Source organism: uncultured Lacinutrix sp., assembly GCF_947500605.1.
Taxonomy (GTDB): domain Bacteria; phylum Bacteroidota; class Bacteroidia; order Flavobacteriales; family Flavobacteriaceae; genus Lacinutrix.
Genome location: NZ_CANMSJ010000001.1, coordinates 251116 through 277381, shown reverse-complemented (window position 1 = coordinate 277381; position 26266 = coordinate 251116). Strand labels below are relative to the sequence as shown.

The window sequence follows — 26266 nt, the reverse complement described above, 5'->3', positions numbered from 1 at the left end:
CATTTATACTAAATTTTATTAGTCTACAAATATTGATTTTACGTGTAATGTGTCCATGTATTCTTTTATTCTAAGGATCTTACCATCAGAAAATTGAAATAAAAAATGATACGGATTATTATATTCTCTTCCATTGGTTAATTTTCCGTAGGAAATGAATTCGGCAGCTACCCTATCTCCTTCTGCAGTCCAACCCACTGGTGTTAATTCTAATCCCTTTGGAATAGCAGATTTTACCATTTTTATAAGTTCTCCAATTCCGTTTTTATCCATGGTTCCTGAAACTGGTAGATCTCCTTTAATTCCCATAGATTGCCATGTTGCATCTGTATCTAAATAAGTTAAAGCGCTTGCAGCATCACCTGCAGAAAAACGTTCGAAAAAATCAAGTATCGTTTGTTTATTTTGTGCTGTGTTCATAATTTCTAGTTTTTAGTTTACACCTTGTAATCCCATTAATAAAGTCTCGAAGTTTCTTTGGTTTTCCATATCATTTTGAAATCCGGTATCATCAGCTAACGTAAAACGTTTGATTGCTGGCGACTTACTTGTTGCTTGGTATAACCAGTAGGCTTCCTCTTTTAAAGCATCTTCTATTGGTAAATCAATAGATGCATAAACAGTACGTTTTGCAGCTTCGATAGCATCGGAATTAAATTGTGACATTCTATTTACTAAATCTTCCACAAAATCGCCAATTTTATCCGCATCTAAAGCTCTATTTATAAGTCCGTAAGCTTCTGCTTGGTCAGCATCAAAATCTTTTGCAGATAAAATAACTTCTAAAGCTCTACCTAAACCAATTTGACGTGCCATTCTAGATGATCCACCACCACAAGGTAAAATTCCCATACCAACTTCCATTTGCATAAATACTGCTTTACCTCTTGCTGCAAATCGCATATCTGTAGCTAATGCAAACTCATGACCTCCTCCTCTAGCAAAACCTTCTATTTTACTAACGGTAATTTGCGGTAATTTACTAATACGTTGTAATACTTTTTGTAAGTCTAATAACTCAATATCTTCTCTAGCTACAGCTGTTGTAGACATATCTTTTAAGAAATTAGTATCTGCATGCGCTATGAAAATTTCTGGATGAGCAGATTGAAAAACGACTACTTTAATACTTCTGTCCTCTTCTAAAGATGCTGCTAAATCATCCAACTCTTTGATCATTGGAATATCCTGAATATTTACTGGTGGGTTATCAAAAGTTACCCAAGCTTGTCCTTCTTTTACTGCTACTTTAAATGTTTTAAATCCTGTTGTTTTCATGGTGTTATGTTTTAAATTATTAGTGTTGTGTTTTAATTACACTGCAAATTTACAGGAGGAACCAAGGTTTAATTTGGTATAAAACAAAGCACTATTAGTAAAAAACAAGGTTATTAGTAAAAACTTAGGCTAAAGCAGCCTTAAAAGCACCAATAGTAATGCCTATATAGGCTAAAAAAGTTTTATTTAAATGACTAGAATCTGTAAAACCGAGTTCGATTGCTATTTCTGAGAATTGTAAATCTGTATATTTAAGTCGTGTTTCTACTAACTTCAATTTATAATTAATGATGTACTTTTTTAGGCTAATGTCTGTATGCTTTTTAAAATACTCGCTCATATAATTATCTGCCATATGAAATTCTTCTGCAAGACTTCTAGTAGATAACAAATCTGAATTATAAATATTTGTATGAATAAAATTTATGATTTGCTGAATTTTTGAAGACTCCACAACCTTGGCAGTCCTATCGGTATTTAAAAACTGAATGTTTCTAGCAATCAAATGAAGAATAACTGATAATGAATTTTGAATGATGAATAGATCATAGGATTGTTTTTTCAAATTTTCAGTAGAAACCATTTTAATTAAAGACACTAAATGTAGTTTGTCTGATTCTGTTTCAAACTGCATTTCACGTAGTTGGTGACTTTCGCTATTTAAAATACCTTCAATTTTACGAAACCAATCGTTAACAGGAAGAGTATCGTTTTGCGTATTCGTATTTCTGAAAAAACTCTTTAAAAATTTGATAGCAACCGTAGATGTTGGTGTTTCCGGATTAACAATGTAAATATCATCTGGAACAAAAACGAACACACTATTTGAGGTATAGTTCACCATTTTTCCATTAATCTTTATAGTTCCTGTGCCTTCTTCAAAATAAACAATTTCAAAAAAACGAATGGTAGTATACTTACAAAAGTCAAAAAAGGTTTGCTTTTTATATTCTGCAATAACAATATTCTCGATGATAGTTCTTGGCATAATTTGCTTTTTCTTAAGTTAAACATTTTGTAAATAGAAAAAGCCACTTAAACAGTGGCTTCTCTTCTTATTTAATAATAATAATAATAAAAGGGATTCAACTATTAATCAATTCATAAATTATCTAAAAGAAACACCTGTTGTAATAGGCTTAAACCTGAAAATGTAAAATGGTTTTGTAGATAAATCTTTACCATCATTAAACGCAGCACCTTTGTTTACCTGGGCAGCGGACACATACATATAACCGTCTACATGATTGTAGCTTACACCATCTGGCCAAACCATGTTAGAATCTTTCACCATGGTTTTTACACTTTTATCTTTTGCCAAAACTACAGCAACACTATTGGTTTCTAAAGCTGTTAAATAAATATTGCCTGCTGTATCGATACTCATTCCGCCGTTGTTTGGTTTTTCGGAATAGGTTTCAATTTTACTATCTAATGCTTCTTCTGTTAGTGCTTCATTTACTAAATCTAACGTTTTAATTCTGTAAATTTTAGTTCCGTTTAACGGACCATAATAAATGTATTCAAAATTAGCATCGGCAGTAATACCATCATTTCCTACCAACAAATCTTTACCGTTAACCGCTAAATGTTTACCGTTAATTACTGTTGGTGTGTTTTCTGGTAATGTTGTGCGTGTACCTTCTAATAAACGACGTGTTTTACCCGTTTTCATGTCTACAATAATAAATGCAGCATTTGTACCATCTCCTCCATTTCCAATACCTTCATCTGCAATTATAAAATAACCGTTTTTAGTATCTACAACCATATCATTTGGTTGTGCATGCTTTGGTACTGACGATTTTGGTAAATAATAAATACGTTCTAGCTGATTAGTTTTTGTGTTCCAACCCACTATTTTAGGCGTTACATTATCACGTTGCGCCATATCTAGCATCCAAACAATTCCGTTTTCATCGTTTCTAATACCTAACACATTACTTAGATAATTATCGTCTGTAGTTCGTGGCGTATTCCAGGCTTTATTAGGAAACGGTTTGCTTGTTTTTGTTTTGGCATCCATGATCATCACTCTATTTTCTGGTGAGAAAAAAGGATGATGACTATACACTAAATCGCCACTATCAGTAAACGTAATATTACCAACTGCTTGCGCTGTAGTTGCAAAAACTTCGGTTTCACCTACTGTGTTTTGTCCTTTTATGGACATAACAGATGTGATTAAAATTAATAAGAAACTAATATTTTTCATCTTGAATATAATTATGACGTCAGTTCGAGTGAAATTCTTTTTCAGAATTTTGTATCAAGAACTTTTTCGTTACCCAAACTTCTCGATACTAATTTCTCGTGTCTCAAAATTCACTAGAAGTGACGTTATTTTAAAGTTTTACTTGCTCTTTTTTAAATACTCTGGTAATTCTTTGGATAACCAATCTTCACGGACAGGAACATGTACATCTAAATCTACTGTTTCTTCTAAAGCCCAAAACTCATGCGGTACATTTTCTGGAAACACAATTACTTCTCCTGCTCCAACTTCTACAAACGTTTCTTTACCATCAATAATGGTTTTGATTTTTACTTTACCAGACATGATATAAGTAATCTGTTCGTTTGGATGTTGGTGCCAAGGAATATGAGCGTCTTTTTCTAAATTAAAAATGGTCATCTGTCCTTTTTCACCATGAAACCATTTACGTTTGATTCCTTCTCCAATAGTTTCTGATTCCATGTCGTCAAAATTGAAATGTTGCACTTTTGAAGTGGCTATAGAATCTTTGGTTGTTACTTGCGCATTTGCAGTATTACCAACAAACAGTACTGTTACTGCTAATGCAGCCATAATGGATTTCAAATTCATTTTTTATATTTTTTTTTGTCCGTTCGAGTGAAATTCTCTTCTAGAATTTTGTCTCGAGAACCATTAGAGTTAATAAACTTCTCGACACTAATGTCTCGTACCTCAAAATTCACTCGAAGTGACGATGTAATTAAAATTTCAGTTCGCTATTAAACTAAAATCCTTCTAAAACAATTTTACCTTTTGCTTTTCCTGTTTCCAGGAATGCATGTGCTTTACGAAGGTTTTCTGCATTAATAACTCCAAAGTTTTCACCTAAAGTGGTTTTAATCGTTCCGTTGTCAATTAAACTAGAGACTTCATTTAAAATATGGTGCTGTTCTATCATATCTTCGGTTTGAAACATAGATCGTGTGAACATAAATTCCCAATGTGTTGAAACCGATTTTAATTTAAAAGGCATCACATTAAACGTTTTTGGATCGTCAATAAAACCAAATCTTCCTTGTGGTTTTATTACTTTAACAATCTCATCTGCATGCTGTTCGGTTGCATTTAAACTCACAATATAATCTGGTGCAGCTAAATTGTATTTCTCAAACTCTTCACTTAATTTATTTCTGTGATTTATTACAGCATCTGCACCCAATTCTTTTAACCAATCTGTAGTTTCTTCGCGAGAAGCCGTACCAATAATATTCAGTTTTGTTAGCTTTTTAGCTAATTGCACTAATATAGAGCCAACACCTCCAGCAGCACCAATAACTAAAATAGATTTGCTAGCATCGTCTTTAGAAACCTGTAATCTATCAAACAATAGTTCGTAAGCAGTAAGCGATGTTAATGGTAAAGCAGCAGCTTCAGGAAAAGATAAACTTGAAGGTTTTTTACCAACAATACGTTCGTCTACAACTTGGTATTGTGCATAACTTCCTTGACGTGTAAAATCTCCTGCATACCAAACTTCGTCACCAACTTTAAATAAAGAGACATCCTCTCCAATTTCTTTTACAATTCCGGTAGCATCCCATCCAATAACTTTCCAATCGTCACCTTCTACTGGCATTCCTGCACGTACTTTGTAATCTGCAGGGTTTACAGAAATGGCTTTTATTTCTACTAAAATATCTCTTCCAGCAGCTTTTGGCGTGTTTAATTCTATGTCTTGTAGCGAGTTAACATCTTCAATTGGAAGATTCTCTTTATATCCTATAGCTTTCATTTTTTGTGTTTTTTAGATGGAATTGCTTACTTGAATGTTACGATATCTTCAAAATTACGTCTTGATTTTCCGAATTCTGGATCTGATTTTCTGTAACCAAAAGCAACCATAAATGACAAACCGTATTTATCTGTATCTACGCCGAATTTTTCTTTTAATAACGCTTCTGCTTTTTCTTGATGAAATCCTTCAATTGGACAAGAATCAATTCCTGTTAAAGCAGCAGCTGTCATCATATTTCCTAAAGCAATGTAGGTTTGTTTAGAAGACCAATCGAATAACTTTTTGTCTGTATCTAAATCGAAATCACGCTCTTGAAACTCTCTATAAAATGTAGAATACATATCAATAACCACTTGTGGTAATTGTTTTACATCCTTCATCATGTGCATAATATATTCTGAATCATGTTTAACCATAGGTGCTTTCATACTTAAACCTAATACAAAATGACTAGCAGTATCCAATTTTAAAGGTGCTCCCCAAGCTACAGGTTTTAATAACTCACGTAATTCTTTATCCTGAACTACGATAAAATGCCAAGGCTCGAAACCAAATGAACTTGGTGATAAATGTGCTGTTTCTAGGATGAATTTCATGTCCTCATCTGAAACCTTTTTAGTGGCATCAAATTCCTTCGTTGCATGTCTAAAATTAAAAGCGTTTAATATATCTTCTTTTGCTATGTTTGGTGTATTCATTTTATATGTTTTAATGATTAGTTTTAAATTTGATACAAAGATAAAACCAGTGCACAGGTAAATTGAAGTATAAACAAAGGTGAATTAGGTATAAATGGAGGTTTTAGACTTTAAAAAACATAAATATTTCTTAATTTTTATGAAATAACCCAACTATAGCCAACCATTTATACTTTTAAAACCATCGTAATCCTTTATTAATACCAAAAAACATTACTGAACCCATCTAAAGGTTAAGTTAATTCTTGGTAGAATAGGTTTTACTGTTTTAGGGATTTTGTGTTTCCAGTTTTCTTGTGTAGCACCCTGCATTATTAACATGCTACCGTGGGCTAACGGAATTTCGATACGTTTTAAATCTTTGCGTGTGGCGTGTTTTAACTGAAACGGTCGTGTGGCTCCTAAAGTTACCGATCCAATTACCGTGTTTTTACGTTTACCGACTTCATAATCTTGATGCCAATCTACACTATCCTTTCCGTCGCGATAATAATTAAGTAAGCAGCGTGTAAACTTGATATCGACCTCCTGCTCTATACGTTCCTTGATTTTAATTAATTCTGCAGTCCAAGGACGTAACTTTGTTGTTTTTCCAACATAAGCAACTTCTAAATCCGTATCACCATACCATGCTGTAAGTCTAGGTAAATCTATTTGCTTACCATAAATAGCCATTTGGTCCTGCTCCCAAGTTGTATCATTTAATAGGCTTGTATATAAGGCATTACTTTCTTCTATGCTGAAGAAATTTTCGAATAAAGTAACATCTGCACCTGGTAAATCAAATACTGTTTTTACGACTTGATCTGTAGAAAATAAGTTAGGTTGATTAAACACATCCATACTTTTATTGTTTATATATTAATCGAAAATAGGACTAAAAACTTACAGTAATTACTGCTCTATTTTACTAGGTATTGCTTTGTTTTTCCTTAGGTCTTTAACAAAAAGAATCAACATAATTATAATAAAGAAAGCGAACGGTAACGACGTGATTATCAGTAAACGTTGTACTGCTTCTAAAACATTGATATCTGCCTTAATATTACCCAACAATACTAAAGCTATTGTAGCTAATAAAATAAAAACAGACCAGATAACACGATGTACTTTACTTGGATTTTTAGCGCCTTTATCTGTAAACATACTTAATACAAATACTGCCGAATCTACAGAAGTAATTAAAAAGCTGATCAATAATATAATTGAAGTTATATTTAAAAATGTCGCAAACGGATAATGTTCAAAGAATACAAAAATGGAAGAAAACACGTTGCTAAATTCATTATTATAAGTTCCCCATTGTTCTATTAATTGAAAGGCAGAGGTTCCGAAAACGGAAAACCAGAAAAAAGTCCCCAAAGACGGAATAATTAAAACACCCAATAGCAGTTGTCTAATGGTACGACCTTTAGAAATACGCGCAATAAATATACCTGTAAATGGTGCCCATGCTAACCAAAAGGCCCAATAGTAAAATGTCCAACCGGTTAAGAATTCTAAACCAGGATTATAATCGCCAAGCGCTAAACTCATGGGCACAAAATCGATTATATAATGATATGTAGATGTGAAAAATGCTATTAAAATTTGTTTTACATCACTAGTAAAAAAGATAAACAACAAGATGGCAAAAGTGACAATGATATTTAGGTTCGAGAATATTTTAATCCCTTTATTAACACCTTGCCAAGCAGAATAACAAGCCACAGTAGAAATAAACACACATAGCAAAATTGTAGTTATTAGTCCAAAATCTTGATTTGAAATATGATTTAAACCACCATTAATCTGGGTTGTTCCTAATCCGATTGCAGCCACCAAACCAAAAACAGTCGTTATAATAGTTATAACATCTACACTGTTTTTTAAGGTCTTGCTTTTAATATCGTCTTCTATAGTTGCGCTTATTCTCACCCTCTTTTTCTTAACATGTAAGGCGTACCCAACAATTACTGCAAAAAGGCCATAAAAAGCCCACGCTGTAAGTCCCCATTGGTAAAACGTAAACTCTAAAGCGACGGTTTGCGCAGATAAACCAGAAGTAAAAGGCGGATTTTGTTGCATAAAAACAGGTTCTTGTACTGCTCTTAACAAAATACCAGATCCCATTCCTGCACTATAAAGCATAGCCGTCCAAGACCATAAAGAGTATTCTGGTTTAGACGATGGCTTTCCTAGTTTTATTCGTCCATATTTTGAAAACGCAATTAACAAAAGTGCCAAAACACAACCAAAACCTAAATACAGATAAAAATATCCAAAATAGTTACGCACCCATAATGAAGCACTTTCAATAGCATTATAACTAGCTTCGGTAGCAAAAAACACAACCAATGTACACGCAAATATGATACTTACTGATATTGATAAAATGGAGTGTTTTTGAAGGTGTTTAAACATTAAAGCTGTTTTGATTTATTCAAAAATAGGGATTAGAATTTAAATCCTAATCCCTATTAAATAATTTATAACTGTATGGTTTTCTAATTTACTGTTTCTGTCATTTCATTTAAAATAAACTCGTCAACCTTACCTTCTGTTACTTTTAAATAGTGCGCTAAATATTTATTACCCATATGTTTTTGCCATAACTCACGATTCACCCATTTTTCATGAAATATAAAGAAGTTTGGATTATCATTATCCTGATGTAGATCATAACTTATATTACCTTCCTCTGCTCTAGTCACATCTAAAAGTTTTAATAGTTCTGTTTTTACAAACGCTCTATGCTCCTCTTTTACTAAAATTCTTGCAACAATTGTTAAATACGATTTTTTCATGAGTAAAATATTTAAATGGATTTAAGATTAGTCTCAAATACAATACAAAGGTATGATTGAACTGAACCCTTTTAATGTACTTTAAATGGATATTAATGTATAAATAAAGGTTATGAGTATAAAAAACCAGGCTGTTATTTCTTTTTTTTCTAAATTTGAATAGAAATTGTAAACAATCAGACAAAAATGCAAGTAATTGAAGCTTTTAAACCTTTCGAAATACAAGAAATAGAATTAATAGATTGGAAACAACGCCCTGTTAAAAACAACTTTTTTGAATTGGTTTTAGTTAAAAATGGTACAGGAACGCAATGTATTAACTACAACGAGCACGCCTATAATAAAGGCAGCATCTTTTTGTTACCACCTTTAAAATGCCACTCATTTACAATAGCGCAACCTACACAATTTGTGTTTCTTAAATTTACAGATTCATTCTTTAAAAACATAAATCGCATTACTATTGATAGAAATGAATGGTTTAAAGAAGCCTCTTATATCTTATCAAATTACAACCAATTACCAGGAGATATTATTAAGAATGATGTAGATAGAAACCATCTAGAAAGCTTAATAAGTATGATTTTACAAGAATCTAGAAACTACGGAGAATCGTCTATAAACCTTGTGACAAGCCTAATGACTAGCATTCTTGAAATACTAATTAGGAACATAAAAAAAGGAAGCTATTTTGAATTACCTAAAAATAATTCGGATGATAGAATTACAAAAATGCTAACTTATATTAATGAAAATATTGATAAAACAGAGTTGCTTAAAGTCGAAAATCTGTCCGATGTCTTTATGATGTCTCCAACTTATGTTAGCGAGTTTTTTAAAAAACAAGTTAATATGCCTTTACGTGAATACATTATTAAAGCGAAGCTCAAATTAGTAGAAATAAGACTACTAAACTCCGATTTTACATTAACTCAAATTGCTGACGAGTTAGGATTTACAGATGTTAGTCATTTATCTAAAACCTTCAAACGCTACGCTGGAACTTCAATACGTGAGTTTAAAAATAATGGAGAGTATATGTTACTAAAAAGAGGTGCTTGCTCTTCTAGCAACAAGGCTTGATAGAAATACGTGTATTTAATGGATTTATTATTTGAAAGCTAATTCATTTAACAACGACCTATTTACACATATTCGAAAGCTAGATAACACATGAATGTATTAATTTACTTTTTACTAGGTCTAATTACAGCCATAATTGGAGCCTTACCACTAGGAACAACAAATGTTGCCGTAATTAACACGACAATAAAAGAGAATATTCAGAATGCTTTAAAAATTGTTTACACAGCAGCATTAGCAGAATTAATTTTAGTTTCTATTGCTATTCTCTTTAATGTGCAAATTGAAAATTTTATAAGTACAAATGTTTGGCTACAATACACAATTGCTTTTATATTATTAACTGTTGGTATTGTTCTTGTTTTAGGCAGAAAAGAATGTGTGAAAGATGAAAACGAAGAATGTATTATTATAAAAAAAAGACATAATATCTCTAAACGAATGTTGGGTTTTATACTCGGTTTAATTAATCCAACCGTGTTAATTTATTGGATATTAGTCATTTCTTTTTTAAACAAAAAGATGCTTTATTTAAATACAGACATCGATTTACTTTTATTAATTTTGTTTTTAAATGGCGTATTTTTTGGAAAAGTAGTCACACTTTATGGTTATGGAAAATTTAGCCACATCCTAAAAACAAAAATGAAAAACATTACCACACGAATTAATAGAATTATTGGAGCGCTCTTAATTTGTGTTTCTATCTTTCAGTTTACTAAATTATTCTACAATTAAATGTTTTTTTTTGCGTAACTTTCTATTTATAAAACTTATAGCCCTGTTATTTAGGGTTATTCTTTATAACTGATATTAATTAAATTCTATTCATTTTTAAAAAACTAATTGATATATTTGATTTGATAGTAATGGAAAAAAGCCACTAATGAAGGTAAAAAAATCTATAAACACTCCTTTTTTTAAAATTACGAATGTTATAGATGTTATACTATACGTTTCTTTTTTGGCGGCAATTATTGTAAGTATTGTTTTTGGTAAAACGAAATTAATATTTGTATTACCTATTGTAATTAGTACTCTTCTTTTTAAATACATATACCTTACTAAAAAAAAGGCTAACCCAGTTTTTATATGTGCTTTACTAGCAACGTTAGCATCGGATATATTATCCTTTTACTGCTTTGAAGACTGTTTTGGTGCGATTGCAACATTAACTTCAATATATTTAATATGCTGTGCTTTTAGTCTTAAAAAATACTTACATGCAGGCAAATTAAGATCTTTACCATCTATTTCGGTAATAATTAGCATTGTTTTAATTTCTTATATTTTATATTCTATTTTAAAATTATTAGTCAATTCTATACCAAATAATCATTTGTTTTTTGTCTTTTTATGTGCATTAAGTTTAATAGTTTACACTATTACATTTGCTATTGTTTATTTAAATGACAACTATAAAAATAGCCCTATTTTACTTGCTTCTGGTCTTTTTACTTTTTTTCAAGTTGTATTAGTCTCAATTAATGAATTCTTACACTTTAGCAGAACTTTTACTGTGCTTATTATTATTTGCCACATGATGGCTATTTATCTGTTTATGTACTTTATTGTAAAAACTAAAGTTATAAAGCCAGAGAATATTAAGAAAAAGTTTTTTTAATATTTATTCTTAGCTAAACAAAGAAAAGCTACTACAAGCATCTTCTTTATTACAATATTCTGCCTTAACTAGTCTCTAAATATGAAGAATCTGAGGTATCTTTGCAAAATAAGAAAAGTATTAAATAATGATAGTTATAATAGCACCCGAAAATGATATCCCAAACGAAATAGAGATTCTTAATCAGTTATTTCAAGAAGGCTTAGAATACTATCATTTAAGAAAGCCTGATAAAGATTACCAAGCACATTGCGATTATTTAAACAAAATAGATAAACAATATCATAATAAAATAGTTGTGCACTATCACCATGAGTTAGTTAACGACTTTAACTTAAAAGGTATTCATTTTCAAGAACAAAAAAGAATTGATAATATAGATAATCCGGGTCGTTACTTTAAAAATCTTAATCTTTTTGGAAAAACTATAAGTTCGTCCTTTCATGAGCCAAAAGACCTTGAAGATTGCTATTTTGAATTTGATTATCACTTATTAAGTCCTGTATTTTCTTCTATATCTAAAGAAGGTTATAATGGTCGTGGTTTTAATGTTAATGCTATTGATAAAACAATTATTGGTATGGGAGGTGTTACAGTAGATAATTTACCTGCATTCGATACATTAGGCTATAATGGAGTTGGTGTTTTGGGAGGTATATGGAAAAGCGATACACCCGTAGCTGTTTTCAAGAAAATGAAACTTCATTTTAAATAATTTTACAAAAAAAACAACACCTAAAAGGAATTACCAATAACAAGATACTAAAACATGATTATACCAAAATTACATTATATAGCCGAAGGCGATTCACCAAAAGCAATATTAGAAAACATACAAAAGGCATGTACTTCTGGTGCAGAATTGGTGAGACTTGGTATGGAAAATGCTTCAGAAAAAAAGGTATTAAAAATCGCTAAGGAAGCAATAAAAATTACAACCCATTACCAAACTAGATTAATAATTAGTGGTTTTTATAAAGTAGCAAAAGAGATTAATGCAGATGGTGTGTATTTAGAAAAAACAGACTCCTGTCCTACTCTTGTAAGAAAGCACTTGTTCTCTTGGCAAAGTATTGGAGGTGCCGCAAACACTTTAGCCGATTGCGAAGCACTATTAGATAAAGAAATTGATTATATTAATTTAGGCCCGTTTAAAAGCGACGTTACAAACAATGATTTAAGTCCTGCTCTGGGCATAAAAGGTTATACAGCAATTACAAATGTATTAAAAACGCCTAAGCCAATTCTTGGTTTTGGAGGCATAACTCTAGAAGATGTTCCTGACTTATTAAAAGCAGAAATCTCTGGTATTGCAGTTTCTAAAGCAATAACTCAAGATTTTGATAGTATAAAAACTTTTAACAAACTACTAAACGCATCCTCTACGCAAGAGCAGCGTCATACTTTTGAGTAGTAAATTAATTTAACTCCTTCATTATTTCTGCAAACAATTTGTAAGATCGTATTCTGTCTTTTATATCATAAATATTAGTTACAGCAATAAGTTCATCGGCTTGCGTTTGATCCATAAACGCTTTTACTTGTGCTTTTACTGTTGCTTTACTTCCTATAAAAGAATACTTTAACATTTGATGCACTTGCGGATTTTGCATAATCTCTTTTAGCTCATCCGTCATGTCTATTGCAGGTTGCACAAAATCGCGTTTTCCTGTAAATATACCAACAATCATTCTAATTAACGATGTTGATAAGCGCTGGGCTTCTTCATCTGTATCTGCTATAATAATATTTACACCAGCAATTACATAAGGTTTTTGTAAAACACTTGATGGTTTAAATTCTTTACGGTAAATATCTAAAGCATTCCATAAATGCGTTGTTGCAAAATGACTTGCAAAAGCATAAGGCAATCCTTTTTTTGCTGCCAAATGTGCACTATCTGTACTAGAACCTAAAATATAAATTGGCACCTCTACGCCTTCTGCTACAGTTGCTCTAACTCTAGAAGTAGCATTACCTGTAGAAAAATAGGTTTGTATTTTATCTAATTCATTAGGAAAAGAATGTGCAGCTTCCATAAAATCCGATCTTATCGCTTGAGCCGTTTCTCTATCTGTTCCTGGCGCTCTACCTAAGCCTAAATCTATTCTATTAGGATATAGAGAACCTAACGTACCAAACTGTTCTGCAACTATTAATGGTGAATGATTTGGCAACATAATACCACCTGAACCTATACGTAATGTTTTAGTTCCTTGAGCAACATAACCTATTAAAACCGATGTTGCGCTACTAGCAATATTTGCCGAGTTATGGTGTTCTGCCAACCAATAGCGTGTGTAACCAAAGCTTTCAGCTTGTTGCGCTAATTCTAAAGCGTTATTATAAGTTTGTTTAAGTGAATGATCTTTTGATACTAAAGCAAGATCTAAAATAGAATATAATGTTTGTTTCTTATCCATAACTAGCAGTAATCAATTGTAATATTAAGTTTAATACGGTTGTTTTTACTTACACAAAGTTACATAACGCGGTATATGTTTAATGTAATTATTTGTTAATTAAATTTTACTGGTTTTACAAAAAAAAACCTGTACAGTTAATTAACTGTACAGGCTTTTTAAATTGATTTATACTCTATGTTATTTTCTACAAAAAGGAATAACCAATAGTTAATTGTGCTACACCATTTCTAAACTTATCTGATGAACCTTGAACATCATTAATATTAGATAATCCAAAATTATATCTCGCTCCAAAATTTAGTCCGTTTTCTAGTTTATATCCTAATCCAATATTAACACCATAATCTATAAACTTAAAACTGTCTTTTACATCAATATCTTCATTTTTGGCAGATAGTAAAAAACCAATCTGTGGTCCAGCCTCAAGACTTAAACTTTTAGTTACATAATATTTTCCCATTAACGGTAAGGTTAAATAGTTTAATGCTACAATATCATCTCCAACACTAAAACCTTGTATAGAGTACATGATTTCTGGTTGAAAAGAGAACTTTTTACTTAATAATATTTCAGAATAAACACCAAAATTAATAACACTGGTTATCATATCAATATCATCAGTTGTATCACCATAAATAGATGAAAAATTTGCTCCAATTTTAGCACCAAATTCAACATCTTGAGCTTGTGCTTTTGTTAATCCAAAAATGGAAATAGCTGTAATAAGTAATAATTTTTTCATTGTAAATTGTTTTAGTTGATTACAACAAATAAATACCTTTTTCTATTTCTAAATTTCTTCTTTATATTAGTTTTAACTTTTTTAACCAATTTTAACAACGTGTTAAAAAACAAGTAATTACATAGTTCCTAAGGCCTTTATTTACTCGTAACGCAGCCTCTATTCATATTAAACACTTAAGTTTTTACAAAAAAAATAAACAAAAAAAAGTGCTACCATATTAAATATGATAGCACAATTTATAAAAAGTAAATTAGAATTTACTTAGCAGTAATGTCAATAGTTAACTCTACTCTTCTGTTTGCTGCTCTTCCAGCCTCTGTATTATTAGGGGCTACAGGTTCAGTTTCTCCTTTACCAGAAATAGAAATTAAGCTATTTGCTATGTTTTTAGAAGTAAGGTAATCTTTAATAGCTTGTGCTCTAACTAAAGAAAGGTTATAGTTATAGTTATCACTTCCTCTACTATCTGCATGACCTTGAATCGAAATACTAAAGTTAGATTTATCTGCTTTTATGTTCTTAGCAATATCATCTAATATAGATTTAGCATTTTCATCAAGCTTAGAGCTATCATAGTTAAAGTATACTTTTCTTTGTCCTACAACTGATGGTATAACAACTGCAACTGGTGCAGGCTCAACAACTTTTACTGGACAACCATTATCTGTTCCTTTTACTTTAGGACAATTATCTTTGTTATCTGGAAAACCATCTCCATCTGTATCAGGACATCCACCAAACTCAACTAAACCTTTTACTTCAGGACATAAATCATCTTTATCAGTAACTCCATCACCATCTGTATCTGGGCAACCTCCAAGGCTAACTAAACCAAAAGTATCTGGACATAAATCGAATTCATTAGGTACTGTATCACCATCTCTATCGTTAGAAACTTTTTCTTCTTTTTCACTTCCTATTTTATATACTAAACCTAAGTTGTGATTCCAATGTTTTGGTAAGTAATCCTCGAAAGAGTGCTTGTATGTTGTTTGTAGATTTACACCAACTTTATCATTAAACCAGTATTTAGCTCCTACAGAACCATTTACAGTACCTGCTCCTACTAAACTGTTTGAAGTACTAGAGAATGTGTTGTATGGTCCTTCTTCAATCCAAGTATAACCACCACCTACAGCAATAAAAGGTTGTAATTTTCCTTGACCAAAGCTATAGTTTACCATACCATCAAGTCCATAATACTTAAGGTTATCAACTAATACACTTTCATCAGCTTTACCTAAATCTCCCCATTTACTAAGTTCGTTAACGGTACCTTTTGCAGTTATAGATAAACTGTTTGTTAATTCTCTTGTAACACCAACATAATAACCAATGTTATAATGATCGTTTAAATTGAAATACTCATCAAAATAATCTCCTTGTGGTAAATCTTCTCCAACAGGATAAACATCTACAGCACTTAAACCTGCTTCAAAAGACCAACGGCTTGGTGTAGAAGTTACTTTTTTAGCTTCTACTCCTTCTTGTTCCTCTTTGTTTAATTTGTAAACAAGACCTAAGTTATGATTCCAATGTTTAGGTAAGTAATCTTCGAATGAGTGCTTGTAAGTCGTTTGTAAATTAACTCCAAACTTATCACTAACCCAGTACTTAACTCCTACAGATCCATTTGCTGTACCTGCACCAACTAAACTATTAGACGTTTTAGAGAAAGTATTAAATGGTCCTTCTTCAATCCAAGTATAACCACCACCTACTGCAATAAAAGGTTGTAATTTACCTTGACCAAAACTATAGTTTACCATAGCATCAAGTCCATAATATTTAAGGTTATCAACTAACACACTTTCATCAGCTTTACCTAAATCTCCCCATTTACTAATTTCATTTACTGTACCTCTTGCAGATAAAGATAAATTTTTAGTAAAGTTTCTTGTAGCACCTACATAATAACCAATGTTATAATGGTCGTTAAGGTTAAAAAACTCATCAAAATAGTCACCTTGTGGAGTATTTTCTCCAACAGGATAAAGGTCTACTGCACTTAAACCGGCTTCAAAAGACCAACGGTTAGAATTATCCTCCTGAGAGAAAGACAATTGGGTACATAAAGTTAATAATAACGTAAATGTAAAAATCTTGTAATAATGTTTCATAAATTTAAAAAATGTATTAAATAATTTTCTCCCTTTTAATAATCATTTGTGTGATTTTTTTAAAAAGGAGTGCAAAATAACAACATAAATAAGTAAGAATTGACTTATATCTAATGAAATTTAATCATCTTAAAATAAATGACAAATATCTGTTTTGAAGATTTATCACAACTAAGCTAATTAATTTGTCAATTCTTTATTTTTCTACATTTTTCATGCTTAAAATATTAGCTTTTAAGAGATTAATTACGACTTAAGCAATTTTTAAAATTATGTTAAAATTTATCTTTTCTACTAAAGACTCTTCGATAAATAGAAAAATTTTAGGCTTATAACAAGTTTGCTTTTAATAAGTAAATTAAACTTTTGTTAAAAAAAAGAATGAACGTTCATTTTTACATATCTTTGTACGATAATTATCAATTTAATGGCAAAACTTCAAAAAAGCATAGACAAAAGAAACGCATTAGTTAAAGCAACTATCGAGTTGGTTAATAATAATGGTTTTCATGCTACACCCATGAGTAAAATAGCAAAGATGGCAAATGTCTCTCCTGCTACTATTTATTTATATTTTGAAAACAAACAAGATTTAGTAAATCAAACTTATATAGATGTTAAAGCAGAATACACAAAATATGCTTTTAAGGATTTTGATACAAATTTGCCAGTTGAAAAAGGATTTGAACTTATTTGGAAACGTATAGCAGACTTTAAACTTAAAGAATGTGAAAACGCAATGTTTTTAGCACAGTGTGATAATACACCAATGATTGATGAACTTAGTAGGCAACAAGGTATTAAACACTTACAACCACTACTCGACCTTTGGACTCGTGGTAGGAAGGAAGGCATTATTAAACCAATGTCAGATTATCTATTATATGCATATTCAATAAATCCGTTATCATTTTTAATGATAGCACAAAAACGTGGTTCTTTTCAATTAGATGTAACGCATTTAGAAGAAGCATATCAATCTGCTTGGAGCAGTATAAAAGTTTGTAAATAATATGAAGAAAACAGCAATAATATTAGGAGCAACTGGATTAACTGGTAATATATTACTTAAAAAACTAATTGAAGATGATAGATATGAAAGCATCAAATTATTTTCGCGTTCAAAAATTGAAAACTTACCTAGTAAAGTCTCACAGTTTATTGGAAACCTTTTAGAATTAGAACAATTTAAAGAAGATTTTAAAGCAGACGAAGTATACTGCTGTATTGGTACAACCAAATCAAAAACACCCGATAAAGAGAAGTACAAACAAATTGATTATGGGATTCCTATAACCGCTGCAAAGCTTTCAAAGGAAAATAATATTAATACATTTCTAGTGGTTTCAGCATTAGGTGCAAACGCAAATAGCGCTGTATTTTATAACAAAACAAAAGGAGAAATGGAACGTGATGTTAAAAAACAGAACATTAAAAACACCTTTATTTTTAGACCATCTTTAATTGGTGGTGAACGAGAAGAACAGCGTACACTAGAAAAAATAGGATTAACCATTTTCAAAATCATTCAACCTTTATTTATAGGTAGTCTTAAGCAATACAAAATAACAGAACCTGAAAACATGGCTCAAGCCATGATAAATTTAGCAAATAGCACTAGCTATGTTGACGACATTATTACTTCAAACGACATAAAAAGAATAACAAAAAATAAATAAAAAAATATATGGAATTATTAGAAAAATTAAAGTGGAGATATGCAGCAAAAGCTATGAATGGCGAAAAAGTTGCAGAAGATAAAGTAGAACGTATTTTAGAAGCTGCTCGTTTAGCTCCAACTTCTAGTGGTTTACAGCCTTTTGAGATTTTTGTAGTAAAAAATCAAGATATAAAAGAACAAATTAAACCTGTAGCTTGGAACCAAACTGTAATTACAGACTGTTCTCACCTACTTGTATTTGCTGCTTGGGATACTTACACACCAGAGCGTATTAACCATATGTTCGATTTAACAAACGAAATTCGTGGATTTGAAAACGAAGGATGGGAAAATTACCGCCAAATGTTATTAGGTATGTACCCACAAAAAGATCCAGAAGAAAACTTTAACCACGCTGCAAAACAAGCATACATTGCTTTTACCGAAGCTTTAACTGCTGCTGCTTTTGAAGGTGTTGATGCAACTCCTTTAGAAGGTTTTGAACCAGACGCTGTAGATGAAATATTAGGATTACGCGAAAAAGGATTACGTAGTGCTGTAATGCTACCAATTGGTTATAGAAAAGAAGATGCAGATTGGTTAGTAAATCTTGTAAAGGTTAGAAAACCTATGGAAGAATTAGTAACTGTAATAGACTAAAAACAATTAAAATGAAGACAATTTTATTAAATAATAGACCAGTAGGAAAACCTACAGTTTCAAATTTCGAATTTGTTACTGAAGATAAAGAACTTTCAATTTCTGAAGGAGAAATTCTTTTAGAAGCTGCTTATGTTTCTGTAGATCCTTATTTAAGAGGAAGAATGAGCGATGCAAAATCTTACGTCCCTCCTTTTCAATTAAATGAGCCAGTACAATCTGGAGTTGTTGCGAAGGTTGTTGCTTCAAAAAATGAAAAATTTACTGAGGGAGATTTTGTTGCCGGTATGCTAAACTGGTCTACACAACAAGTATCTAATGGCGAAGGCTTAAATAAAGTAGACGGTTCTAAAGCGCCTTTAAGTACTTATTTAGGTGTTTTAGGGATGACAGGATTAACAGCATACTTAGGTTTAACGCAAATTGGTAAACCTAAAGCAGGAGAAACTATTGTTGTTTCTGGTGCTGCTGGCGCTGTTGGTAGTGTTGTTGGTCAAATAGCAAAAATCTTAGGACTTCATGTTATAGGTATTGCTGGAACCGATGAGAAAATCGACATGCTTAAAGACAAGTTTGGTTTCGATGCTGGTATTAATTACAATACAAGTAAGGATATAAATGCCGACATAAAAAGACTAGCTCCAAACGGTGTCGATGTTTATTTTGATAATGTTGGCGGACCAATTTCTGATGCCGTTTTATTCAATATAAACCATTTTGCTAGAATAATTATTTGCGGTGCAATTTCTGTTTATAATGATACTGAAACACCAACAGGTGTAAGTGTACAGCCTTTCTTGGTAAAAAACAGTGCTTTAATGCAAGGATTTATAGTCTCTAATTATGCTGATAAATTTCCAGAAGCGATGCAACAATTATCAGGTTGGTTAGCTGAAGGTAAATTAAAATACACAGAAACTATAGTTGAAGGTTTCGATAATATTCCAACTGCTTTTATCGATTTATTCGAAGGTAAAAACAAAGGAAAAATGATAGTGAAAATTTAGATTTTAATAATTTAAAAAAGAAAAGAAGATGAACAATTTTGATTTTAAAAACCCAACCAAAATTATTTTTGGAAAGGATACAATAGAAAAAGTAAAAGAAGAAATACCTCAAGATGCTAAAGTATTATTACTTTACGGTGGAGGAAGTATTAAGAAAAACGGAATTTACGACCAAGTAAAAACGGCACTAGCAAATGTTGAAGTTGTTGAGTTTGGTGGTATTCCTGCAAATCCAGAGTACTCAGTACTAATAGAAGCTTTAAAAGTAATTAAAGACCAAAACATTACCTATTTATTAGCCGTTGGAGGTGGTTCTGTAATTGATGGCACTAAATTTTTATCTGCCGCAGCTTTATTTGATGGTGATACACCTTGGGATATTTTAACTAAAAATATTAGAACTGAAAAAGGAATGCCTTTTGGAACTGTTTTAACATTACCAGCTACAGGATCTGAAATGAATTCTGGAGCAGTAATCACTAGAGCAGAAACTAAAGAAAAATTGGCTATGGGCGGACCTGGTTTATTTCCTGAATTTTCAATTTTAGATCCTCAAGTAATTACTTCTATTCCACAACGTCAATTAGCAAATGGTTTAACAGATGCTTTTACGCACGTCTTAGAGCAATACATGACGTATCCAATTGGAGCCATATTACAAGATCGTTTTGCAGAAAGCATTTTACAAACTTTAGTAGAAGTTGCACCAACTGTTATAAAAGATCCTACAGATTATAAGGCGGCATCTAACTTTATGTGGAGTTGTACAATGGCATTAAACGGATTAATACAAAAAGGAGTTCCTGGTGATTGGGCTGTACACGCTATTGGTCATGAGTTAACTGCTTTATTTGGTATTGATCATGCACGTACATTAGCTGTAATTGCACCAAGTCATTACAAGTTTAATTTTGAAGATAAAAAAGAAAAATTAGCACAATACGGTGAACGTGTTTGGAACATTACAGAAGGTAGTATAGATGATAAAGCCTATGCTGCAATTGAAAAAACTGTAGATTTTTTCCATGAATTAGGTATAGATACTAAACTATCAGACTATACTAAAGATTACGAAGGAACTGCTGAGGAAATCTCAAAACGTTTTACAGATCGTGGTTGGACAGGTTTAGGTGAACACCAAACATTATCTCCAGACAAGGTTGAAAAAATAGTAAAAATGGCTTACTAATTATAAAATGTCACAATGAGTGTGGTCGAATTGCTATAAAGGCAAAATTTTTAAGGGTTTTCGATTGCACTCAGAATGGCAAAAGTAATTAAAGTTAAAAAGAGTATCTTATAACAATTGTAACATTGGGTACAGTCTATATGCTATAAAAGCATAAGTGTTTAGGTTTTCGACTGTATTCAAAACTGATGTAAGTAGTCAAAAAAGATTGACCATTATTTAAATGAATTTAATTAAAACATTAGCATTAACGCTTACCATCGTTACAGCATCAAGTTGTAAAGACACAAAAAGCGAAACAGTTTCTGAAAACGTTTCAGAAATAAAAACAGAATTAAAAAAAGAAAAAGATATGAAAGTATTATTTGTATTAACATCTCACGATAAATTAGGAGATACAGGAAAAAAAACAGGATTTTGGGTTGAAGAATTTGCTAGTCCATATTACTCATTATTAGACAAAGGTGCTGATATTACTATCGCTACTCCAAATGGAGGTGCTGCACCAATAGATCCAAGTAGCGATTCTCCAGATGCAGCTACAGAAGCAACAGAGCGTTTTAATAAAGATGCAGATGCTAAATCTAAAATTGCAAACACTAATAAATTATCCAATATGAATGCTGACGATTTTGATGCAGTATTCTATCCAGGTGGTCACGGACCATTATGGGATTTAGCAAACGATGTTACTTCTATTGCATTAATCGAAAAATTTAACACACAAGATAAACCAGTAGCATTTGTATGTCATGCACCTGCAGCTTTAAAAGGTGTTAAAAATGCAGATGGAACACCTCTAGTAAAAGGTAAAAAAGTAACAGGATTTACTAATACTGAAGAAGCAGCTGTTGGATTAACAGATGTTGTACCATTTTTAGTAGAAGACATGTTAAACGAAAATGGAGGAATCTATTCTAAAAAAGAAGACTGGGCAGCTTACGCTATTCAAGATGGTAATTTAATTACTGGACAGAATCCAGCATCGTCTGAGTTAGTAGCAGAAAAACTATTAGAAAGTTTAAAATAATTATAGCCACTATTATATAGTATAAAAAAGGTTGTCCAATTTGGGCAACCTTTTTTTATTAAAGAAATAAACTTCTTTTTTAGAATAGTAATATTAAAAACTAGAACTATCTCCACATATTAATTACACCACTAAAAATAATAAAATACTTATTAATGCTCTAAATATTTAAATTTAGAACCTCTTTATCGCTAAATATTTAAAATTTCTCAACCAGCATTTTAACGAACAAATACGCTTTTTATCCAATGTATATACCTTTTATCTGATAAAAATACATTTTATCTTGATGAAAATCTTTAAAAAAAAGTCGCAAATGAGTTGTTTTTTTCATTTATTTATATAGATTTGTTAAATATTTATATAATTAATAGCCAAAAATGAAAGCAAAAACTACACTCCTTACTCTTATTTTTTTTATGACACTTAGTATAGGTTTCGCACAAAACAAGAAAAAGTCTCTTAAATTAATTGATGGAAAAGTAAGCATTAGTAAATACCATACTCTTGATGAATTGAGAAATTTTTCAAAAGGAGATTTACTTACCTTATATATACAACGTATTGAAGTGATTGTAAATATTTTACCAAATATTGCATTTGCAACTAAGCCTAATGTTACTATGGCTTCTTTAGGAATTCCTGAAACAAAAGAAAATATAAAAGCATTAGAAGCAAATCTTCAAGCATCTACTGAATATTTTGATAGTACAGTAGAATTTCAGAAATCAATATTACCATATTCAGATTCTAGAGATCTTATAGCTGCTATATTATTTTATGAAGAAACATTAAAATCACTTCACACCTACAACGATTTTAAAGCAGAATAGTAATTATTTAATTTATAATTATTAAAAAAGTCCTTACTAATTTATTAGGGACTTTTTGTTTTTTTTACCATATAAGATTTATTATCAATTTGTTACTAGTAATAAACTCATCCATTTGTTTTAATCTTGCTAAATATGTAAGAAAAAATATACAAACCATATTATTGCATGCATTTTATCGATATTATTTGCACTTAACGTGAATTACTCATATATTTGAAGAGTAAATTATTACCTCAATAATCTATAAATAAATTTAAGCTTCATGAAAAAAATTACACTAACCACTCTACTTTTATTTGTTACGTTAAGTAGTACGTTCGCTCAACAAGAAAAAGGAATTATAGGTTTTAAAAATTGGCTAGATCATTGGACCGATTTTAAACCAAATAAAGCTAAATACGCAAAACCAACCCAAATACTTAGTGGAGCTATAACTAAAGATACAAAGTTATATAAAAGCGATACTTACCTATTACTTGGCGATGTTTTTGTTACAGATAGTACAACATTAGTAATTGAACCAGGAACAGTAATAATGGGAGACTTTAAAACTAAAGGCTCTCTTACTATAAGCAATGGATCAACAATAATTGCAGAAGGTAAAAGTACAGATCCAATTATTTTTACTTCAAACCGAAGTTTAAAAAAACCTGGAGATTGGGGAGGCCTTTTTATATTAGGAAACGCACCAACTAATACAACCGATAGCAATACTATTTTAAATTACGGTTTAAATGCAAACGATAACAAAAACATTAGTTATGGTGGTGATAATCCAGAAAGTAATTCGGGTATTTTAAACTACGTTAGAATAGAGTATGCTGGAAAAAGAACCAAAAACCATGGTTATTTTAATGCTCTTACCTTAGCTGGTGTTGGTAGCGAAACATCTTTTGAAAATGTTATGATAACCTTTTGCGAAGGTAACTCGGTAGCTGTTTATGGTGGAGAAGTTACTTTAAACAAATTTGTGTCTTACAAATCGAGTAGTAACGATTATAATGTAAACTATGGTGCTCAATGTAAAATAACAAATTCTTTAGCTATTAAATCTCCTTACGTATCTAAAGCAGAGTCATCAAGATGTTTATATGTATTAAATCATGATTCATTAGAAAGTACAGACCTAACCAAAACAGCAACAACAGTAGAAGCTAGTAACCTTACATTAATTAATATTAGTAGCGATTTAGATTACGATATTAAAATTGGCTTAGTAAACGAGGCAATTTATATTGGAGATGAAGTTTCTTTTACAATAGATAAAAGTGTGATTTCTGGTTTTAATCCAGCTGTAATATTGGATAACACTATTAAAATAAATAATGATAATCTTAATAAACTAGTATTTACTCGTAATTATTTTAATAATTGTAATGGAAACATTTTTACCAAATATCGTAACAATAATGACGATTTAGAAAATTGGTATGGTAGTAGTTCTTTTAACAATGTATACTCAAAAGGTCCTGATTCTGAAACTTTTATAGATGCCAAAAGTTCTAGTCGTCCAGACTACAGATTAAGAATTAATCGCATTGTTGCATCTAGAAACGAATAGATAAATACTAAAACACCACCTTTTAAATAAAACTTAAAAGGCAAAATTCCCATATTAAACAAAAACAATAGGCTATTAGGACAAAAGATTACAACCAACCAACCAAATGCAAACCAGCAACTCAATATACAAACCATTTTTATTACTCTGTTTTTTAATTCTTGTATCCTTACAAAAAGTAAATTCACAAATAGTAATAGGAACTCCTAATTTAGGTTTTACTCAAGCATGCGCAAGTGACGCTTTTAACACCTACTCTACTACTTTTGTTTTTTCACCAGAAAGCGGATTAAATTCATCTAATCAATTTTCTATTGAACTATCAGATGCTAATGGCGATTTTTCAAACCCAACTACAGTATTTGCATCTAATGCAGGAAGTGTTACCACTTCTCCTGCAACACTAGATTTTTCACTACCAGACAACACTGCTGGCGAGAATTATAAAATTCGTATAAAAAGTAGCGCTCCTGCTGCTACTAGCACTAGTTCTATTTCTTTTCCAGCTTATTATAAAATACAAGATTCACCTTTTACAATAAACAACTTAGTTTCAACTGGAGTCTATTGTATTGGTGGTAGCTATTTGCTAACAATAGATAATCCAGGCTCTGGTAATAACGATTCTCCATTAAACTATCCGTCACTTACCTATAAATGGTATAAAGAAACGAGTCCTACAACTTCTGTTTTTGTGTCTGAAGGCTCATCACTTACTGTTAATCAAGAAGGTACTTATTTTGTAGAGACTAATTATGGTACCTGTACATCTAACTCTTTTTCTAATCGTGTAACTATTAGTTCTGTTAGCTCTGGTGAAGCAGATGCTGGTATATCATCAAGTTTAGGACCTGTTTTTTGTCCAGATCAAGGTGCAACAGTTTTAAGTACAATTAGTGGAAACAGCTATCAATGGTTTAAAGATGGAGTTAGTATTCCTAACGCAACCAATCAAATGTATGAAACAATAGAGTCTGGTACTTATGCCGTTCAAGTAGACTTAGGAAACTGTTCAGCTTCCGGAACTATTATATTACAAAGTGAACTTTTTGAAGCTTCTATTAATGTAGATGAAACAAATACTATTGAAGAAGGAGACTTTCTATCGGTAATCATTTCTAATACTGCCAACAATCCGCAATTTGAATGGTATTTAGATAATGTTTTAATTTCTGATGCTATTGATGACAATTTTGAAGCCACAGATTTTGGGAATTATAAAGTTATTGTTACTGAAACTTCAGGCTGTACGGCTTCTAGAACATTCTTATTTGAAATTATAGAAGCATACGATCCTTTTCCTGATGTAGAAAAAATACCAAACCTTATTAGTCCTAATGGCGATAATGTAAACGATACTTGGGTATTACCTACAAAGTATGTAACAGGATCTAATACAAAAATAACAATATTAAACAATCGCGGAATAGTCGTTTTACAAACTAACGATTACCAAAATAATTTTCCTGAAAACAATTTAAATCTCACTAGCGTAAATCAGGTCTTTTACTATGTAATTACGACCTCTGATAATCAAGTGCTAAAAGGCTCAATAACAACAATAAAATAAT

The 26266-nt window shown here is 31.1% G+C and carries 27 protein-coding genes; 14 read left to right on the top strand and 13 right to left on the bottom strand.

Translation table 11 applies throughout. From position 1 onward, the window contains the following. Positions 1 to 18: 18 nt before the first annotated feature. The 10 genes from Q0935_RS01270 to Q0935_RS01225 all read right to left on the bottom strand — a co-directional run bounded on the left by Q0935_RS01270 (position 19) and on the right by Q0935_RS01225 (position 8754). The gene (locus Q0935_RS01270; RefSeq protein WP_299381710.1) at positions 19 to 420 is read right to left on the bottom strand and encodes a nuclear transport factor 2 family protein; all 402 of its coding nucleotides are present in this window, start codon (positions 418 to 420) and stop codon (positions 19 to 21) included. A gap of 12 nt (positions 421 to 432) precedes the next feature. Then, positions 433 to 1278, bottom strand: a complete 846-nt coding sequence (locus Q0935_RS01265; protein WP_299381708.1) for an enoyl-CoA hydratase/isomerase family protein — start codon at positions 1276 to 1278, stop codon at positions 433 to 435. A gap of 124 nt (positions 1279 to 1402) precedes the next feature. After that, on the bottom strand, positions 1403 to 2266 hold the full coding sequence (locus tag Q0935_RS01260; protein WP_299381706.1) for an AraC family transcriptional regulator: 864 nt from the start codon (positions 2264 to 2266) through the stop codon (positions 1403 to 1405). A gap of 120 nt (positions 2267 to 2386) precedes the next feature. Continuing rightward, the gene (locus Q0935_RS01255; RefSeq protein WP_299381704.1) at positions 2387 to 3493 is read right to left on the bottom strand and encodes an L-dopachrome tautomerase-related protein; all 1107 of its coding nucleotides are present in this window, start codon (positions 3491 to 3493) and stop codon (positions 2387 to 2389) included. 138 nt (positions 3494 to 3631) lie between these two features. Beyond that, positions 3632 to 4105, bottom strand: coding sequence for a cupin domain-containing protein (locus tag Q0935_RS01250; RefSeq protein WP_299247863.1), 474 nt, complete (start codon positions 4103 to 4105; stop codon positions 3632 to 3634). Between the two features lie 154 nt (positions 4106 to 4259). Further along, a complete protein-coding gene (locus Q0935_RS01245) occupies positions 4260 to 5267 on the bottom strand; it encodes a zinc-binding alcohol dehydrogenase family protein (RefSeq protein ID WP_299381703.1) in 1008 nt (335 codons plus the stop codon). Between the two features lie 26 nt (positions 5268 to 5293). After that, on the bottom strand, positions 5294 to 5968 hold the full coding sequence (locus tag Q0935_RS01240; RefSeq protein WP_299381701.1) for an NAD(P)H-dependent oxidoreductase: 675 nt from the start codon (positions 5966 to 5968) through the stop codon (positions 5294 to 5296). A 213-nt stretch (positions 5969 to 6181) separates the two neighbouring features. After that, complete coding sequence (locus tag Q0935_RS01235) at positions 6182 to 6811, bottom strand: alpha-ketoglutarate-dependent dioxygenase AlkB (protein WP_299381699.1); 630 nt, start codon at positions 6809 to 6811, stop codon at positions 6182 to 6184. A gap of 51 nt (positions 6812 to 6862) precedes the next feature. Then, complete coding sequence (locus tag Q0935_RS01230; RefSeq protein ID WP_299381697.1) at positions 6863 to 8371, bottom strand: BCCT family transporter; 1509 nt, start codon at positions 8369 to 8371, stop codon at positions 6863 to 6865. Positions 8372 to 8454: 83 nt separating this feature from the next. Further along, positions 8455 to 8754, bottom strand: coding sequence for a putative quinol monooxygenase (locus tag Q0935_RS01225; protein WP_299247882.1), 300 nt, complete (start codon positions 8752 to 8754; stop codon positions 8455 to 8457). Between the two features lie 186 nt (positions 8755 to 8940). On the opposite strand from Q0935_RS01225, the gene Q0935_RS01220 reads away from it, so the two are divergent. The 5 genes from Q0935_RS01220 to Q0935_RS01200 all read left to right on the top strand — a co-directional run bounded on the left by Q0935_RS01220 (position 8941) and on the right by Q0935_RS01200 (position 12875). Next, the gene (locus Q0935_RS01220) at positions 8941 to 9837 is read left to right on the top strand and encodes an AraC family transcriptional regulator (RefSeq protein WP_299381695.1); all 897 of its coding nucleotides are present in this window, start codon (positions 8941 to 8943) and stop codon (positions 9835 to 9837) included. A gap of 90 nt (positions 9838 to 9927) precedes the next feature. Next, positions 9928 to 10575: a LysE family transporter gene (locus Q0935_RS01215; RefSeq protein WP_299247887.1), complete on the top strand. Its 648-nt coding sequence runs from the start codon at positions 9928 to 9930 to the stop codon at positions 10573 to 10575. A gap of 148 nt (positions 10576 to 10723) precedes the next feature. After that, entirely contained in the window at positions 10724 to 11461 is a 738-nt protein-coding gene (locus Q0935_RS01210; protein ID WP_299381694.1) for a hypothetical protein, read from the top strand. 127 nt (positions 11462 to 11588) lie between these two features. Continuing rightward, positions 11589 to 12176, top strand: coding sequence for a thiamine phosphate synthase (locus Q0935_RS01205; protein WP_299381692.1), 588 nt, complete (start codon positions 11589 to 11591; stop codon positions 12174 to 12176). A 54-nt stretch (positions 12177 to 12230) separates the two neighbouring features. Beyond that, on the top strand, positions 12231 to 12875 hold the full coding sequence (locus Q0935_RS01200) for a thiamine phosphate synthase (RefSeq protein ID WP_299381690.1): 645 nt from the start codon (positions 12231 to 12233) through the stop codon (positions 12873 to 12875). Between the two features lie 4 nt (positions 12876 to 12879). On the opposite strand, the gene Q0935_RS01195 is transcribed toward Q0935_RS01200, so the two are convergent. The 3 genes from Q0935_RS01195 to Q0935_RS01185 all read right to left on the bottom strand — a co-directional run bounded on the left by Q0935_RS01195 (position 12880) and on the right by Q0935_RS01185 (position 16752). Continuing rightward, complete coding sequence (locus Q0935_RS01195; protein ID WP_299381687.1) at positions 12880 to 13884, bottom strand: LLM class flavin-dependent oxidoreductase; 1005 nt, start codon at positions 13882 to 13884, stop codon at positions 12880 to 12882. A 187-nt stretch (positions 13885 to 14071) separates the two neighbouring features. Next, the gene (locus Q0935_RS01190; RefSeq protein ID WP_299381684.1) at positions 14072 to 14629 is read right to left on the bottom strand and encodes a porin family protein; all 558 of its coding nucleotides are present in this window, start codon (positions 14627 to 14629) and stop codon (positions 14072 to 14074) included. A 260-nt stretch (positions 14630 to 14889) separates the two neighbouring features. Beyond that, entirely contained in the window at positions 14890 to 16752 is a 1863-nt protein-coding gene (locus tag Q0935_RS01185) for an OmpA family protein (RefSeq protein ID WP_299381681.1), read from the bottom strand. Between the two features lie 427 nt (positions 16753 to 17179). Between Q0935_RS01185 and Q0935_RS01180 the strand changes: the two genes are divergently transcribed. The 9 genes from Q0935_RS01180 to Q0935_RS01140 all read left to right on the top strand — a co-directional run bounded on the left by Q0935_RS01180 (position 17180) and on the right by Q0935_RS01140 (position 26265). Continuing rightward, on the top strand, positions 17180 to 17764 hold the full coding sequence (locus Q0935_RS01180) for a TetR/AcrR family transcriptional regulator (RefSeq protein ID WP_299247906.1): 585 nt from the start codon (positions 17180 to 17182) through the stop codon (positions 17762 to 17764). 1 nt (position 17765) lies between these two features. After that, on the top strand, positions 17766 to 18431 hold the full coding sequence (locus Q0935_RS01175) for an NAD(P)H-binding protein (RefSeq protein ID WP_299247909.1): 666 nt from the start codon (positions 17766 to 17768) through the stop codon (positions 18429 to 18431). A gap of 8 nt (positions 18432 to 18439) precedes the next feature. Further along, the gene (locus tag Q0935_RS01170; protein ID WP_299381678.1) at positions 18440 to 19072 is read left to right on the top strand and encodes an NAD(P)H-dependent oxidoreductase; all 633 of its coding nucleotides are present in this window, start codon (positions 18440 to 18442) and stop codon (positions 19070 to 19072) included. 11 nt (positions 19073 to 19083) lie between these two features. After that, the gene (locus Q0935_RS01165; RefSeq protein ID WP_299381675.1) at positions 19084 to 20079 is read left to right on the top strand and encodes an NADP-dependent oxidoreductase; all 996 of its coding nucleotides are present in this window, start codon (positions 19084 to 19086) and stop codon (positions 20077 to 20079) included. 28 nt (positions 20080 to 20107) lie between these two features. Next, on the top strand, positions 20108 to 21268 hold the full coding sequence (locus Q0935_RS01160) for an iron-containing alcohol dehydrogenase (RefSeq protein WP_299381672.1): 1161 nt from the start codon (positions 20108 to 20110) through the stop codon (positions 21266 to 21268). A gap of 223 nt (positions 21269 to 21491) precedes the next feature. After that, positions 21492 to 22298, top strand: a complete 807-nt coding sequence (locus tag Q0935_RS01155) for a type 1 glutamine amidotransferase domain-containing protein (RefSeq protein WP_299381669.1) — start codon at positions 21492 to 21494, stop codon at positions 22296 to 22298. Positions 22299 to 22678: 380 nt separating this feature from the next. After that, complete coding sequence (locus tag Q0935_RS01150) at positions 22679 to 23131, top strand: hypothetical protein (protein ID WP_299381666.1); 453 nt, start codon at positions 22679 to 22681, stop codon at positions 23129 to 23131. 265 nt (positions 23132 to 23396) lie between these two features. Then, positions 23397 to 24695 carry a hypothetical protein gene (locus Q0935_RS01145; RefSeq protein ID WP_299381663.1) on the top strand — a complete coding sequence of 433 codons (1299 nt, stop codon included), beginning with the start codon at positions 23397 to 23399 and terminating at the stop codon, positions 24693 to 24695. A gap of 106 nt (positions 24696 to 24801) precedes the next feature. After that, positions 24802 to 26265 (top strand): gliding motility-associated C-terminal domain-containing protein, encoded by a 1464-nt coding sequence (locus Q0935_RS01140; RefSeq protein ID WP_299381660.1) that lies wholly within the window; start codon positions 24802 to 24804, stop codon positions 26263 to 26265. Position 26266 lies beyond the last annotated feature (1 nt).